Source organism: Streptomyces sp. NPDC005438, assembly GCF_040606315.1.
GTDB lineage: Bacteria > Actinomycetota > Actinomycetes > Streptomycetales > Streptomycetaceae > Streptomyces.
In genome coordinates, this window is sequence record NZ_JBEXEP010000001.1 from 1 (window position 1) to 14,286 (window position 14,286).

Below are 14,286 nucleotides of genomic sequence, written 5' to 3' on the forward strand. Positions count from 1 at the left end.
AAGCCCTGTGAGGGGTGGAGTTGACTGGTACTAATAGGCCGAGGGCTTGTCCATTGCTGTTCGCGTTCACTGTGTGGTTTCTGAGGCAACAACCTGTCCAAATTATATGTGGATAGTGTGTGTTGCTGGAATGCTTCCACCCTCCGCCCTGTTTTTGTGGGGTGGGTTGGGGTGGTGTGTGTTTCGGTGGTTATAGCGTGAGGGAAACGCCCGGTTACTTTCCGAACCCGGAAGCTAAGCCTTACAGCGCCGATGGTACTGCATACGGGAGTGTGTGGGAGAGTAGGACACCGCCGAACTCTTTTTAGGGGAGAGGGTCTTGGTTCCCTGGACGATTTGGTCCAGGAGAATCGGGGCCCTCTTTCTTTTGTGTGGCGGGGGGTAGGCCATTTCTGGGAGAGGGGACTGGGTTCCCCTCTCCCTTTTTGTTGTTGGGGTGGGTGGGCACGCTGGGAACCGGGGCTTCGTAGGGTGGGGTCATGCGCTATGACCTGGTGATCTTCGACAACGACGGGGTGCTGGTGGACAGCGAGCCGCTGTCCAACGCCACGTTGGCCGGGTATCTGAGCGAGCTGGGTTTCCCCACCAGCTACGAGGAGTCGGTACGGGACTTCATGGGCGGTTCCATGAGGCGGGTGCACGACACGGTGTGGCGGCGGTACGGGCGGGCGTTGCCCGAGGACTTCGACGAGCGGTTCCACGAGCGGGTGTTCTCGGTGTTCGACCGGGAGTTGGGGGCGGTTCCCGAGGTCGCGGAACTGCTGGCCTGGGTGGGAGGTACGGGGACGCCGTACTGCGTGGCCTCCTCGGGGACGCACGAGCGCATCCGTAGGACGCTGCGGAGGACGGGGCTGTACGAGCTGTTCGTCGGGCAGCCCTCCGGCGTACGGGAATGGCGCTTCAGCTCGCAGGACGTGGCGGAGGGGAAGCCGGCGCCGGACCTGTTTCTGCACGCGGCGAAGTCCATGGGCGTACCGCCCGACCGGTGTGTGGTGATCGAGGACAGCCCGCTGGGTGTGGCGGCGGCCCGGGCGGCCGGTATGGACGTGTACGGGTTCGCGCGGATGACGCCCGCCGGGCAGCTGGCGGACGCGGTGGCCACGTTCACCAGGATGTCGGAGGTGCCGGACCTGCTGGTGGGGCCCGCTGTGACGGGCTGAGCGCCTCGGTCCCGTACGGGTGTTGGCGGTGCCCGTGACGGGTCGACCGGGCCTGGGGGAAGGGGAGTTGGCCTCACGGTGGAGGAACTGCCCGGGAGTTCCGCTATGACGGTTACGCGGGTTTCGTGCCGTACTCCGCCGGCCTGGGAACTCCTGTGGGGGATCCCCCAGAGATATGACCGTTTTCCCGCGCCCGATCAGTTGTGGGGCAACTCACTGGTCTGGGCCAGCTTCCGTTTTCAGGCCGTTGTTCCCGGTCGGTCGGGTGGTGAGGGGCGGGCGATGACGTGGGCGTGGGCGACGAGTTGAGGGTTCGGGGCGGTTCCCCGGCGGTGTGGTGCGGTCCGTTTGTACAGCGACGGTGTGGGTGTGTGCCCGTTTTCGGGGTGGGTTGACTGACTCGCAGCCAATAGTCGCCCTTCTCTGGTGGGCTGAGGCGCGGTTAAGGTGCGTGCCGTGGGCAGCGGTGGCCGAGGCACCCCAGGTGCCGGACTAGCTGGATAAACCGTGCGAAACGAACAGTTGGGGGAGCGGGGGACATGTCCACCGTGCTAGCAGTGACCAGTCAGGGACTGGTGCTTCCGTCCCAGGACGGCCAGACCCCGCTGGCCCATGTGCTGACGGACCCCGGCAGCCAGTCCCTGGAGGCGGCCCTCGCCGAGTGGCAGGACCTGCTGGACCGGTACGGGTACGTGGTCGTGCCGTTCTCCACCGCGACCTCCACTGCCATGGTCCGGCGGATGCACACCGTACGGTCGCTGCTGGAGTCGGACCGGATCGCCCTGGTGCCCTCGCCGTTGCCTCCGCTGGGCCTGGCCGTACTGGTGCGGCAACTGCGGCAGCTGTCGCGCTTCGACTTCCCGCCGGGGGTGCTGGGCACCGCCGTGCGGATGCTGGCGTACTACGTGCACGCGGGGGCCATGCTCAACACCGTGGCCAAGCTGGACCACGTACCGGTGAGCCTCAAGGCGCACGCCAAGTCGTGGATGCCCGGCAGCCAGTTCGGCGTACTGGCCCACCCGGAGCCGCAGTTGGTGAAGATCGCGCCGGGTGCCTCGCTGCGGGGGCCGGAGTACGCGACCACCATGGTGATGGCCAAGGGGCAGCTGGCCACCGAGTGGGTGCGCGAACTGGCCACCACCTGGCCGGTCCAGGCGCTGGAAGAGGTCGACGTGCCCCAGGAGTCCGCCAAGTGGTGGGGCACCGGCAAGCTCGTCGAGTTCACGGCCGCCATCCCGGATGTCGGCACCCTGCACCAGCTGGTCAGTTCGGTACGTCGCCAGAGGTGCCGGTGGTGCGGGGTGGAACTCCTGGGAGAGAGCTGCGCGTTCTGTTCGGCTCCTCTCGTCCCACCGGAGAACCAAGTGTCCTCGGGAGGCGTCGTGCACAACAGCGCGTAGTCCCCGGGTGGCTGACGGCGTTCTCGTCCGGTCCCCCGTACGACCTCGCCCGCCGCCGTCCGTCCCCCGACCGTCCGTCCCCGAGATCGGCCGCACGCTACCGACCACCACTGGGCCGACCCTCTCCCCACATCCTCGAGCGAGGTAGTCCGAACAATGAACTCGCGCCAGCGTCGCGGCATCATCCTGCTGCTCGTCTCGATCCTCTGCGCCTTCGCGGCCTTCGCCGGGGTGCTGTCGGTGATCAGCGACACCGAGTCCAAGGTGGGCCCGGAGGTGACCGCGTACAAGCTGAAGAGGGACGTGGAGCCGTACAAGGCGCTGGACTCGGGCAGCTTCACCAAGGTGCGGATGCCCAAGCGCTGGGTGCCGGAGACCGCGGTGACCCGCATCAGCGACGTACAGGGGAAGATCGCCACCAACACCCTCAGGAAGGGCTCGCTGCTCCAGGCGGACATGGTGGCCGACAAGCCGGAACTGGAGCCGGGGCAGCAGGAGATCGCCATCATGATCGACGCCGAGACCGGTGTGGCCGGCAAGATCCGGCCCGGGCACTCGGTGAACATCTACGCCACCTTCAGCCCGCAGGGGCAGTCCGAGAAGCCCGAGTCCCGGGTGATCGTGACCAACGCCAAGGTGATCGACGTCGGCCAGATCACCGCGCTGCGGCCCAAGGGGGACGAGCAGAAGGCCTCAGAGGTGAAGCAGGCGGTGCCCATCACCTTCGCGCTGAGCACCAAGGACGCCCAACGCGTCGCATATTCCGAGTCTTTCGCGTCCCATGTCCGACTCGCGCTCATCGGTTCGGGTAGCGATACCACGATCCCGAAACGCGACCGGAAGTACACCTTGTCCGGCGACAAGGGCAACTAAGCGAGGTAACGGATGGTCACACGCATCCTTCCAGCGGTCAGCGACCAGGACGCCGCACGCCACGTGACGACGTTGCTCGCCCAGCTGCCGGAAGCCGAGCCCGGGCAGCCGGTCACCGACTCGACGGCCCTGTTGGACACCCTCGCCACCCTCGCCCGGGACGGGATCGCCGACCTGCCCGAGGTGGTGCTGGTCCACGAACGGATCGGTCCCGTACCGGCCCTGGAACTGGTGCGGGAGGTGGCGCTGCGGTTCCCCGCCGTGGGCGTCATCCTCATCACCCAGGACATCAGCCCGGGCCTGTACTCCGCCGCCATGGACGCCGGGGCGCGCGGGCTGATAGGTCTGCCGCTCAGCTACGACGAGCTGCTGGCCCGCGTACAGTCCACGTCCACCTGGGCCGTGGGGGTACGCCGCCACCTGTCCTCGGACGTGGAGATGGTCACCGGCCCGGGCGGCACCGTGGCCACCGTGACCGGTGCCAAGGGCGGGGTGGGCGCCACCTTCCTCAGCGTGCAGATGGCCCTCGCCGCCTGCGCCTCGGGCCGCAGCACCGCCCTGGTCGACCTGGACGTGCTGGGCGGTGACGTGGCCGCGTTCCTGGACATCCAGTTCCGGCGCTCCATCGCGGACATGTCCGAGATCAGCGAGATCTCCCCCCGGGTGTTGCAGGACTGCCTGTTCAACGACCCCAGCGGGGTGTCCGTACTGCTGGCCCCGGCCGAGTCCGAGCGGGGCGAGGACGTCAGCGACCGCACCGTCCGCCAGGTGCTGAGCGTGCTGCGCACCCGGTACGAGGTGGTGGTGGTCGACACCGGAAGCCACATGAACGCCGCGGTGGCCGCCGCCATCGAGATGGCCGACACCGCCGCCCTGGTCACCACCCCGGACGTGGTCGCGGTACGGGCGGCCAAGCGGATGGTGCGGATGTGGGAGCGGTTGCAGATCCGCAAGGCGGAGGAGACCAGCGCCGTGGTCAACCGGGCCACCCGCAACACCGAGATCCAGCCCGCCCTGGTGGAACGCATCGTCGGCACCCCGGTGGCGCAGACCACGGTCCCCGCCCACTTCAAGGAACTCCAGCCCAGCGTGGACGCCGGCCGGGTGCAGGACCTGGAGAGCAAGAGCACGGTACGGCAGGCCAGTTGGGCACTGGCCGGCGAGCTGGGCCTGGTGGCCTCGGCCGCCCAGATGCGGAAGAACGGCCGCGGCCGGGGTTGGAACAAGACCAACGGCACCAGCGACCCACGGCAGGAGACCAGCATCGGCGCCCGGTTGCTCGGGGGCCGGCGGGGCGGTTCCCAGGGCGCCCCGGCCGCCCTGGAGAACGGGAGCGAACCCGGCACTTCGGCGAAGCAGATCGCAGGGGAGGGCTGACACATGGGCGGGGACAGACCAGCCAGTGACAGACGGCGCCGTGAAGGCGCCGGCCGAAGGTGGTGGCGACGGGACGAGGGCCAGGTGGCCGTCGAGTTCACGTCCATCGTGCCGATCATCGCCGCCGTACTGGTGCTGATGTGGCAGGGCGCCCTGGTGGGCTACACCTTCATGCTCGCCGGCAACTCCGCCGACCAGGCGGCCCGTTCGGGATCGGTCGCCGACCCGTGGAAGGGCCGTGGGCAGGCCTGCAAGAAGGGCGGCGAGGAGCACCTCGACAAGGCCTGGCGCGACGGGGCCAGCATCGACTGCTGGGTGGACGGCGACCTGGTGAAGGCCAAGTCCGACCTGAAGGTTCCGGTGCTGTTCCCCGGGGCGTTCAACCTGCCCATCACCGTGGGCGGCGAGGCCGCGGCGACGAGGGAGAGCTGAGGTGAGGAACGTGCGGCGACAGCCACAGCCAGGTAAGCGACCGGGCCGCGAGCGGGGCCAGGCCACGTTGGAACTGGTGGGCATCACCCCCATCCTGATCCTGGTGGCCCTGGCGGCCGTCCAACTGGGCCTCGCCATCTACGCCGTACAGCAGGCCGGTACGGCCTCCCGCGCCGCCGCCCGCACCGCCAGCCACTCCCACCCCGGCACCTCGGTGACCCAGGCCGGACGGGACTCCATGAGCGACTGGCTGGCCAAGAAGGCCACGTTCACCCAGAGTGTCGGTGGCCAGTCCGACGAGGTCGAGGTGACCGCCAAGGTGCCGATCCCCTCGATCGTGCCCGGACTGGGTCTCGGTACGGCGGAGCGCACCGTGACCATGCCGCGTGACTGAGGCGGGCGGCCGGCCCGGCACCAGGGACCGGCTCCTGGGCCCACCGGGCCCGTGACGTAAGGAGATTCGGAGCGATGAGCCTGAGGGCGCGCATCAACACCCCCGAGGCGAACAACGGCCAGGTGGAGGAGAGCCACCTGGTCGCGACCTACCGTGCCAAGCTCCTGGAAGAGATCGACCTCGCCGAGATGTCCGCGCTGGCCGCCGCCGAACGGCGACAGCGACTGGAACGCGTCCTGGGCCACATCATCAGCCGCGAGGGCCCGGTCCTCTCCACCCACGAACGCGCCCACCTCATCCGACGGGTGGTGGACGAGGCCCTCGGCCTGGGCATCCTCGAACCCCTGCTGGAGGACGCCTCGGTCAGCGAGATCATGGTCAACGGCCCCGACCACATCTACGTGGAGCGCGCCGGCCGGATCGAGCAGCTACCGATGCGGTTCGCCTCCAACGAGCAGCTGATGCAGACCATCGAGCGGATCGTCTCCACCGTCAACCGTCGGGTGGACGAGGCCAACCCGATGGTGGACGCCCGCCTTCCCTCCGGCGAGCGCGTCAACGTGATCATCCCGCCGCTGTCCCTGACCGGCCCCATCCTCACCATCCGACGGTTCCCCCGCGCGTACACCCTGCGGGAGTTGCTGGCCTTCGGCTCGCTGGACGAACAGATGGCCCTGCTGCTGGCCAGCCTGGTGCGGGCACGGTTCAACGTGATCGTCTCCGGGGGTACGGGCACCGGCAAGACCACCCTGCTGAACGCGATGTCGGGGCTGGTGCCGGACGGCGAGCGCATCGTCACCATCGAGGACTCCGCCGAACTCCAGCTGCAACAGCCCCACGTGATCACCCTGGAGTCCCGCCCGGCCAACGTCGAGGGCAAGGGCCAGGTCACCATCCGCGACCTGGTCCGCAACTCGCTGCGTATGCGCCCCGACCGCATCATCGTCGGTGAGGTCCGTGGCGGTGAGACCCTCGACATGCTCCAGGCCATGTCCACCGGCCACGACGGCTCGCTCGCCACCGTCCACGCCAACAGCGCCGAGGACGCGCTGCTGCGCCTCCAGACCCTGGGGTCGATGTCCGAGGTGGAGATCCCGTTCGAGGCCATCCACGACCAGATCAACTCGGCCGTGGACTGCATCGTGCAGCTCACCCGGCACGCCGACGGCAGCCGCAAGGTCACCGAGATCGCCCTGGTGGACTCCCACGGCCGGGAGGACTACCGGCTGGTGACCGCCTGCCGCTTCGAGGCCAGGCCGCTCGCCTCGGACGGCGTGGTGTACGGCGAGTTCCGCTACCACCCGGTGCCCCGGAGGGTCGCCGACCGGCTCTACCTCAAGAACGAGAACCTGCCGCCCGCCTTCGGAGTGGCCGACGACGAGAACGAGTTGGCGATGCGCAGAACCGAGTAACCCCGGCCGCCCAGCCCGCGGACGGCCCCCCGCCTCCCATCCGCCCGACCCGAGGATCCCCACCGGACATGGACATCTCCACGCTCACCATCGGAGTGACGCTGTTGGCCTGCGTCACCGGGGTCGTCGGCCTGCGCGTCTACTCCAACGGCAAGGCCCAGAAACAGGAACTGGTCGACCGGCTCACCTACACCGGACAGCCCCCCGCCTACGGCCGGCACCGCCGGTTCGGCGGCCTCGACCAGCGGCTGAAGAAGACCGGACTCGGCCAGCGGATCGACCGCAAGATCGCCGTCACCGGCATGGACGTCACCGCCGGCGAGTACTTCGTCTACGTCATCGCCGGAGTCCTGGGCACCTACCTGGTCGTCAGCTACCTGTTCGCCCCCTTCTTCGGGCTGCTGGCCGCCGCCATCGCCCTGTGGGCCGCCAACGGCTTCCTCACCATGCAGCGCAACAAGCGCACCGAGGCGTTCATCAACCAACTCCCCGAGCTGACCCGGGTGCTGGCCAACGCCACCCAGGCCGGCCTGGCGCTGCGCACCGCCATCGGGATGGCCGCCGAGGAACTGGAGTCCCCGGCCCGGGAGGAGTTCGGCCGGGTCGCCAACCAGCTGGCCGTGGGCCACACCCTGGAGGACGCCCTGGGCGACCTGAACCAGCGGCTGCCCTCCCGGGAGCTGACCGTACTGATCACCACCCTGATCCTCTCCAACCGGGCCGGCGGCACCATCGTCTCCTCCCTGCGCAACCTCACCCAGACCCTGGAGGAGCGCAAGGAGACCCGACGCGAGGTCACCACCCTGCTCGCCCAGGTCAGGGTCACGGCCATCGCCATCCCCCTGCTGGGCATCGGCTTCCTGCTGCTGATCAACGGGATGCGGGCCGGCGCCCTGGACGACATGGCCGCCGCCACCCCCGGAAAGATCGCCATCGTGCTGTCCGCCGCCCTGTACGCGCTGGGCTTCTTCCTCATCCAACGGCTGTCCCGGGTACGGGTCTGAAGGGAGGCGTGAGATGACCGCACTGCTGCTCGCCACCGTCTTCGCGCTCGCCGTCTACGGCGTCTTCCACGGCATCCGCCTCTACCGCGCGGAGGCCCGGCTGCCCAGCGACCTGGCGATCGCCCTGGAGGTCGGCTCCACCCGTACCAGTACCTCCGGCGGCGCCATCGACCGGCTCGGAATGCGCTACGCCCCCGCCGTACTGCGGATGATGGGCCCCAAGCGGGTCGACAAGGTCCGCCGCCGCCTGGACCAGGCCGGCAACCCCCGCGGCCTCACCCTCGACCGGTACGCCGCCCGTCGCGCCGTCTACGGCGGCCTGGGCGTCCTCGCCTCGCTGGCCATGCTGATGCGCGGCCAGGTGCTGCTGGCCATCCTCTTCGTGGTCTACGGGTTCTTCTGGGTGGACGTGGTGATCCGCTCCAGCATCCGGCAGCGCAAGGACGACATCGACCGCACCCTGCCCGACTTCCTGGACGTGCTGGCGGTGGTCGTCTCCGCCGGACTCGGCTTCCGCCAGGCCCTGGACCGGGTGGCCGAGAAGTACCAGGGGCCCTGGGCCGACGAACTCCGCATCACCCTGCGGCAGATGGACATGGGCGTCAGCCGCAAGGAGGCCTTCGACCAGCTGCGCAAGCGCAACGAGTCCGAACAGGTCGCCATGTTCGTCTCCGCCCTCCAACAGGGCGAGGAACTGGGCGCCCCCATCGTCGACACCCTCATCCAGATCGCCGACGACATGCGCCGCACCGACGCCCAGAACGCCCGACGCAAGGCGGCCAAGGCCGTACCCAAGTCCACCATGATCGTCACCAGCGTGATGCTGCCGGCCACCATGATCCTCATCGTCGTCGGCTTCTACTACGCGGCCGACGTCAACTTCGGTGACCTGTTCGGCCAGTAACCCGACCCCCGGCCCCAGGGACGAAAGGAGGTGACACCACCGTGCTACCCCAACGACTGAGCAAGGCCCTCACCGGCGGCGTCACCGCCGGGGTGCCCGCGCCCGAGCCCGGGCACGTGCCCTCACTGCCCATCCAGGTCAACGCCCTCCAGGCGCTGTGCCGGCAACTGTTCGGCTTCCGGCTCGCCATGATCGCCCTGGCCACGCCCTTCGCCCTGCGCAACGTCCACGGCACCACCGGCTCCCTGCTGCTGGGATCGGCCGTACTGGTCACCGTGATGGTGTCCTACGCCCTGATGCGGGACTGGGAACGCTTCGGCCCGATCCTCCTGCGCCACCCCGCGCTGCTCGGCGTCGACATGCTGTTCGGCGCCCTGCTGCTGTTCGCCGCCTCCCCCAACTCCACCCTCGCCTACGTCACCATCTGCACCCCCTTGCTCGCCGGCCTGGTCTACAGCTGGCGCGGCGCCGCCATCTTCGCCGGCCTCCAGAGCCTGCTGCTGACCGCCGCCTACGGCGTCAACGACAAGGTCGACGCCGACGCCTACACCCTGCTGCTGGTCGGCCTCTGCGTCATCGCCGGCGCCGTCGGCAGCGCCCTGCGCGGTCTGCTGCTGCGCTTCGGCACCGCCCTCCAGACCCTCACCGAGGTCCGCTCCCGGCTGGCCGTCACCGAGGCGGTGGAGAGCGAACGCGCCCGCCTCGCCCGGGAGATGCACGACTCGGTCGCCAAGACCCTGCACGGGCTGGCCATGGCCGCCGACGGACTCGCCGGCACCGTGGACCGGCTCGACCCCGCCGCCGTACGGCACCAGGCCGAGGTCGTCGCCCGCTCCGCCCGCCGGGCCGCCGCCGAGTCCCGCGAGCTGCTGTCCGACCTGCGCCGGGAAACCAGCGCCGACGGCACCGTGCCGCTCGCCGACGAACTCGCCGCCCGCACCGAGGACTTCGCCCGCCGCACCGGCACCGACGCCTGCTTCCAGCCGCTGAGCGAGGCACCCACCCCGGCGGTGCCCGCCGCCATCGCCCGACAGCTGATCACCATCGCCGGCGAGGCCATGGAGAACGCCCACCGGCACGCCAGGGCCACCCGGGTGGAGACCGGCGCCGGAGTGGCCGACGGGCTGCTGAGGATCTCCGTACTGGACGACGGGGAGGGCCTGCCCCCGGGCACCACCCTGGACGGCCTCAAACGGGCCGGCCACTTCGGGCTGGTCGGCATGGTGGAACGGGCCGCCTCGGTGGGCGCCCGTATCCGCATCGGCCAGGGTCGCGCGGTGCGCGGCACCGAGGTCCGCATCGATCTTCCGCTCACCGCGCTGGGGCCACCGTTCACGGCCCCGGCCCCCGCACATCCACCCCTCACCGAGAGGAGGCCGCACCATGCCGGATGACCGCTACACCGGCTCGGGCACCTACCCGGCCCACAGCTCTGCCTCCGTGTCCCAACACACCTCGTCCCCCTCGGACTCGGTGCCGGAGCAGAGCGCCACCCACGTCCCCCCACCGCCCCCCGGCGGGGCCCCGCCACCGCCGGACGGCGACTGGCCGACCATGCCGGCGGCGTCCGAGGAGCAACGGACCCTGCGGGTCGTCGTCGCCGACGACAACCCCGTGGTCCGCGCCGGGCTCACGGTGCTGCTCCAGGGCCGGGCCGAGATCGAGGTGGTCGCCGAGGCGGCCGACGGCCGCGCCGCCTACGACGAGGCGGTGCGCCACCGCCCCGACGTGATCCTGCTGGACGTGCGGATGCCCGGGGTCGACGGCATCTCCGCGCTGCCGTACCTGGTGCGGATCGCCCCGGTGATGATGCTCACCTACAGCCGGGAGAACGAGATCGTCCGGGAGGCCCTGCGCCTGGGCGCCAGCGGCTATCTGGTGCACGGGGAGTTCACCGCCGACGAGTTCGTCGCCGCGGTGCGCGACATCCGTGGAGGCCGGGCCCACTTCACCCCCTCCGCGGCCAGCGCGTTGCTTTCGCAGTTCCGCGAGGAGGCTCCACCGGACCACCATCCGCCGGGTCCGCCACCGGCCCAACCGCCCACCCGGCAGGGGGAGTCACCCTGGCCCCCGCCCCACCAGGGCCCGGTTTCGGTTCCGTCTCAGCTGTCGGAAACCGTATCGTCACGGCCACAGCATGTGACATCGTCGGGGGCGGGATATGGGCATGGACATGTCCCTGGGTCGCAGTCGCAATCATCGGCGTCGGCCCGTGAACGCTTCGGTCTGAGCGGACGGGAGGTGGAGGTGATGGAGCTGATCGCCTCCGGGGTGACCAACAAACAGATCGCCGCCACCTGCTTCATCAGTGAGAAGACCGTCAAGAACCACATCAACCGCATCTTCACCAAGCTCGACAGCTCAAGTCGCAGCGAGGCCATAGCCGTCTGGCTGGGCACCTCCCGTCGGGAGGAGGGCCGTCGTGACTGAGCGCCGTCCGGGCCCCTCCGTGGCCGGGGTGGGTCCGAAGACCCAGCCCGCGTTTTGGGCCCCGAGTTGGGTCTTGGGGCCCATGCCCCAGGACCGCCCCTCCTCGTACGTTTTGAGTGTCGCCAGGGACGAAGCCGGATCCCGGGCGGCCACCAAGACTTCTGTAGCGGCCGGCAAGTGGCCGAGTGACAACGGAGGGGAACACCATGAACGACGCCATGCTGAAGGCCGCGACCGCCACCAAGGTCTACGTCGGTACCTGGGCGAACACCTGCAAGGACCAGCTCGAGAAGAGGCGCGACCGGGGTCAGGGCGCCATCGAGTACGTCGGTGTGACCATCCTGGTGGTGGCGATCATCGTGGCGCTGCTGGGCACCGACATGGGCGACACCATCGCGGACAAGTTCACCGAGAAGATCGACGAGGTGCTCGAGGGCGGCGACTGATCCGCGGCCCACTGAGCGAGAAGGGGCAGGCCGCCCCGCTGTACGTCACAGCGGTGGTCGGTCTGCTCCTTCTTGCGTTGATGTTCTTCGCGTTCGGTCAGGCTGACGCCTCGCGCAACGGCACCCAGTCCGCGGCGGACTCGGCGGCCCTCGCCGCCGCCCAGGAGTCCAGGGACCAGCTCAAGGGCGGTTTCCTGGAGAACCTCCTGGACGGCGACTACCTCAGGGACCTCTTCAACGGCGACCTCATCGGCACCTACGACGGCTGCCAGGAGGCGAGCCGGTTCGCCAAGAGCAACGGTGCCGAGAGCGTGTCCTGCCAGCAGGTGGGCGACGGCCGTTGGGGCTTCACCGTCGACGTCAAGAGCAAGAAGTCGATGGGCAAGAGCATCCTCCCGGGCACGGACAAGGAGCACGCCAAGGCGACCGCCACCGCGCTGGTCGAGCCCAAGTGCTCCTTCAAGCCCGACGAGGACGAGGACGGCCCGGCGGACGACGACAAGCCGGGTGACGACGACGAGAAGCCGGCCCCCGGCAAGCTCCAGTGCGACGACCGTGACTGGGTCCTCGATCCCGATGACGGGGACCTGCTGCCCGACATGGCGGACCTGTTCCGGGTCCGTCTTGCCGAGAACTGATCGCGAACACACCCTAAGGAACACACCAGGCATGAGTATTCGGCACGTGAGGACGTCGCGGCGGGCGGCTGCCGCCACCCTGTTGGCGGCCACGCTCACCTTCTCCCTGGCCGCCTGCGGCGGTGGCGACGACGACAAGCCCAAGGAGGAGAAGTCCCAGTCCTCCAAGAAGGAGTCGGACGACGACGGCGACAAGGGCAAGACCGCCCCGGACACCAGCAAGACCCTGGCGACCCTCAAGGGGGACAAGGGCATCGACATGGTGGTGCACGAGGCCAAGCGGGACAGCGGTGGGTTCCTCACGATCAACGGCACCTTCAAGAACACCAGTGGTGGTCGGGTCACCGTGCCGCTCGGGTGGGGTGGCCAGGAGAGCGAGATCAAGCGTTCGGGACGTTCGCTTGCCGGGATGACCCTGGTGGACTCCAAGGCGAAGAAGCGCTACTACGTGCTGCGGGACACCGACAACCGGCCGCTCACCACAGCCGATTTCAGCCCTGGTCTGGACGACGGCGAAAGCCTGGCCTTCTTCGCCCAGTTCCCGGCTCCGCCGGACAGCAGCACGGAGGTCAACCTCACCTTCCCGGGCTTCCCCACCACTTCGATTGAGATCTCCTGATGGCCGCACGCAACCATCGCCACCGCAGGGCCGCGGCGACGACGTTGGCGGCCACCGTACTGTTCACCGGTGTCCAACTGGGGGGCGCCACCTCGGCGTTGGCTGACGACCCGCCCGGCACCGAGTCGACGGCGAAGCCGCCGGAGGTGGACGAGAACGACCCGGACCTGAAGCTGCCGGGCAGCGCCAAGCTGGCGCCGGCAAAGGTGCTGGACATCGTCCAGGTCGTGGAGTCCCAGGGCGGCGAGGAGCGCCGCGAGGACACCAACGAGAACGTGAAGATCGGCCTCCAGGCGGAGGTGCTGTTCGGCAAGGACAGCTCCAAGCTGAACTCGGCCGCTGACGACCGCATCGCGGAGGTCGTGGCCGAGATCAAGAAGCAGAGCGCCACGAGGGTGAACGTCTTCGGGTTCACCGACAACCTGGGCTCCTACGAGCACGGCAAGAAGCTGTCCAAGGACCGTGCCGAGGCGGTGCACAAGGCGCTGGAGAAGCAGCTGGACGACAGCAGCGACGTGACCTTCAAGATCCGTGGTTACAGCGAGGACTACCCCATCGCGAGTAACTCCACGGAAGAGGGCCGCAAGAAGAACCGTCGGGTGGAGATCTCCTTCCCCCGCCAGGACTGACGCGCCGACGTCGTGACAGCGCGGGCCCGGCCGTCAGGCCGGGCCCGCGGGCGTTGTGCGGTCGGTGCCGGTGCCCTGACCGGTTCGCGGGGCCCGTCGGTGTCGCCGTACGGGTCACGTCGCCCGTCGGGCCGTCAACGCCTGCGTGGCGCACCGGTGTCGGTGCCGCCCGGGGCCGGACGGCACCTCGTTCCGGCCGGCCACCCTCGGCAGGAGCGGCACGGTCCGCGCTGTACGGGCCTCTGGTCGTCAACGCCCCGAGGGGTTGCCCGAGGGGGCAGCCCCGGGCAGGGGCGCGGTGCCCCTCGGTGCGGTGCTCCTCCGGTTGGTGCACGGTCTGGTGCCCTGGAGACGGTCTCGTAGCTCCTCGGTGGAGGCCCGAGTGGCCGCCCGTACCTGGCCTGGCTGGGGCGTGACCCGGGGTGGCACCGCGTGGCCTTCGTGCTCCAGCCCCTTTCTCGCGTGGAGCCGCGCCCCTGGGCGGTGCCCCTCCGGGGAGTGTGGTGGTTGTCCGTCGGTGCTCCGGGGGTGGTTCGGTAGCTCCTCGGGGGGAGGCCCGAGTGGCCGG

General features: G+C 69.5%; 15 protein-coding genes and 1 rRNA gene. All 16 read left to right on the forward strand.

Annotation, left to right across the window (positions count from 1 at the left end; translation table 11 throughout):
- The first annotated feature begins 182 nt into the window (after window positions 1–182).
- Window positions 183–299 (forward strand): 5S ribosomal RNA (gene rrf, locus ABZT14_RS00005).
- A 180-nt stretch (window positions 300–479) separates the two neighbouring features.
- On the forward strand, window positions 480–1,160 hold the full coding sequence (locus ABZT14_RS00010; RefSeq protein ID WP_356294479.1) for an HAD family hydrolase: 681 nt from the start codon (window positions 480–482) through the stop codon (window positions 1,158–1,160).
- A gap of 539 nt (window positions 1,161–1,699) precedes the next feature.
- Window positions 1,700–2,560: a hypothetical protein gene (locus ABZT14_RS00015; RefSeq protein WP_356294482.1), complete on the forward strand. Its 861-nt coding sequence runs from the start codon at window positions 1,700–1,702 to the stop codon at window positions 2,558–2,560.
- Window positions 2,561–2,716: 156 nt separating this feature from the next.
- On the forward strand, window positions 2,717–3,433 hold the full coding sequence (cpaB, locus tag ABZT14_RS00020; RefSeq protein WP_356294485.1) for a Flp pilus assembly protein CpaB: 717 nt from the start codon (window positions 2,717–2,719) through the stop codon (window positions 3,431–3,433).
- A gap of 12 nt (window positions 3,434–3,445) precedes the next feature.
- On the forward strand, window positions 3,446–4,810 hold the full coding sequence (locus tag ABZT14_RS00025; RefSeq protein WP_356294488.1) for a P-loop NTPase: 1,365 nt from the start codon (window positions 3,446–3,448) through the stop codon (window positions 4,808–4,810).
- An 84-nt stretch (window positions 4,811–4,894) separates the two neighbouring features.
- The gene (locus tag ABZT14_RS00030; RefSeq protein WP_356294491.1) at window positions 4,895–5,242 is read left to right on the forward strand and encodes a TadE family protein; all 348 of its coding nucleotides are present in this window, start codon (window positions 4,895–4,897) and stop codon (window positions 5,240–5,242) included.
- A 10-nt stretch (window positions 5,243–5,252) separates the two neighbouring features.
- The gene (locus tag ABZT14_RS00035) at window positions 5,253–5,636 is read left to right on the forward strand and encodes a TadE family protein (protein ID WP_356294493.1); all 384 of its coding nucleotides are present in this window, start codon (window positions 5,253–5,255) and stop codon (window positions 5,634–5,636) included.
- Between the two features lie 74 nt (window positions 5,637–5,710).
- Complete coding sequence (locus ABZT14_RS00040; RefSeq protein ID WP_356294496.1) at window positions 5,711–7,048, forward strand: CpaF family protein; 1,338 nt, start codon at window positions 5,711–5,713, stop codon at window positions 7,046–7,048.
- A 68-nt stretch (window positions 7,049–7,116) separates the two neighbouring features.
- Window positions 7,117–8,052, forward strand: coding sequence for a type II secretion system F family protein (locus tag ABZT14_RS00045; protein ID WP_356294499.1), 936 nt, complete (start codon window positions 7,117–7,119; stop codon window positions 8,050–8,052).
- Window positions 8,053–8,065: 13 nt separating this feature from the next.
- On the forward strand, window positions 8,066–8,956 hold the full coding sequence (locus ABZT14_RS00050) for a DUF5936 domain-containing protein (RefSeq protein ID WP_356294501.1): 891 nt from the start codon (window positions 8,066–8,068) through the stop codon (window positions 8,954–8,956).
- A gap of 92 nt (window positions 8,957–9,048) precedes the next feature.
- Window positions 9,049–10,350: a histidine kinase gene (locus tag ABZT14_RS00055; protein WP_356296925.1), complete on the forward strand. Its 1,302-nt coding sequence runs from the start codon at window positions 9,049–9,051 to the stop codon at window positions 10,348–10,350.
- Window positions 10,351–10,510: 160 nt separating this feature from the next.
- On the forward strand, window positions 10,511–11,386 hold the full coding sequence (locus ABZT14_RS00060) for a response regulator transcription factor (protein WP_356296928.1): 876 nt from the start codon (window positions 10,511–10,513) through the stop codon (window positions 11,384–11,386).
- Between the two features lie 206 nt (window positions 11,387–11,592).
- Window positions 11,593–11,832, forward strand: a complete 240-nt coding sequence (locus ABZT14_RS00065) for a hypothetical protein (RefSeq protein ID WP_356294504.1) — start codon at window positions 11,593–11,595, stop codon at window positions 11,830–11,832.
- 11 nt (window positions 11,833–11,843) lie between these two features.
- Entirely contained in the window at window positions 11,844–12,470 is a 627-nt protein-coding gene (locus tag ABZT14_RS00070) for a pilus assembly protein TadG-related protein (RefSeq protein WP_356296931.1), read from the forward strand.
- Between the two features lie 31 nt (window positions 12,471–12,501).
- Window positions 12,502–13,089, forward strand: a complete 588-nt coding sequence (locus ABZT14_RS00075) for a hypothetical protein (protein WP_356294507.1) — start codon at window positions 12,502–12,504, stop codon at window positions 13,087–13,089.
- Entirely contained in the window at window positions 13,089–13,718 is a 630-nt protein-coding gene (locus ABZT14_RS00080; RefSeq protein ID WP_356294510.1) for an OmpA family protein, read from the forward strand. The genes ABZT14_RS00075 and ABZT14_RS00080 overlap by 1 nt, the downstream gene beginning before the upstream one ends.
- Window positions 13,719–14,286 lie beyond the last annotated feature (568 nt).

Bases quoted from the DNA above. Each gene is read 5' to 3' on its own strand.
- cpaB (WP_356294485.1), top strand. From the start codon at position 2,717: ATGAACTCGCGCCAGCGTCGCGGCATCATCCTGCTGCTCGTCTCGATC.
- ABZT14_RS00040 (WP_356294496.1), top strand. From the start codon at position 5,711: ATGAGCCTGAGGGCGCGCATCAACACCCCCGAGGCGAACAACGGCCAG.
- ABZT14_RS00010 (WP_356294479.1), top strand. From the start codon at position 480: ATGCGCTATGACCTGGTGATCTTCGACAACGACGGGGTGCTGGTGGAC.
- ABZT14_RS00065 (WP_356294504.1), top strand. From the start codon at position 11,593: ATGAACGACGCCATGCTGAAGGCCGCGACCGCCACCAAGGTCTACGTC.
- ABZT14_RS00045 (WP_356294499.1), top strand. From the start codon at position 7,117: ATGGACATCTCCACGCTCACCATCGGAGTGACGCTGTTGGCCTGCGTC.
- ABZT14_RS00075 (WP_356294507.1), top strand. From the start codon at position 12,502: ATGAGTATTCGGCACGTGAGGACGTCGCGGCGGGCGGCTGCCGCCACC.
- ABZT14_RS00080 (WP_356294510.1), top strand. From the start codon at position 13,089: ATGGCCGCACGCAACCATCGCCACCGCAGGGCCGCGGCGACGACGTTG.
- ABZT14_RS00025 (WP_356294488.1), top strand. From the start codon at position 3,446: ATGGTCACACGCATCCTTCCAGCGGTCAGCGACCAGGACGCCGCACGC.
- ABZT14_RS00060 (WP_356296928.1), top strand. From the start codon at position 10,511: ATGCCGGCGGCGTCCGAGGAGCAACGGACCCTGCGGGTCGTCGTCGCC.
- ABZT14_RS00050 (WP_356294501.1), top strand. From the start codon at position 8,066: ATGACCGCACTGCTGCTCGCCACCGTCTTCGCGCTCGCCGTCTACGGC.
- ABZT14_RS00015 (WP_356294482.1), top strand. From the start codon at position 1,700: ATGTCCACCGTGCTAGCAGTGACCAGTCAGGGACTGGTGCTTCCGTCC.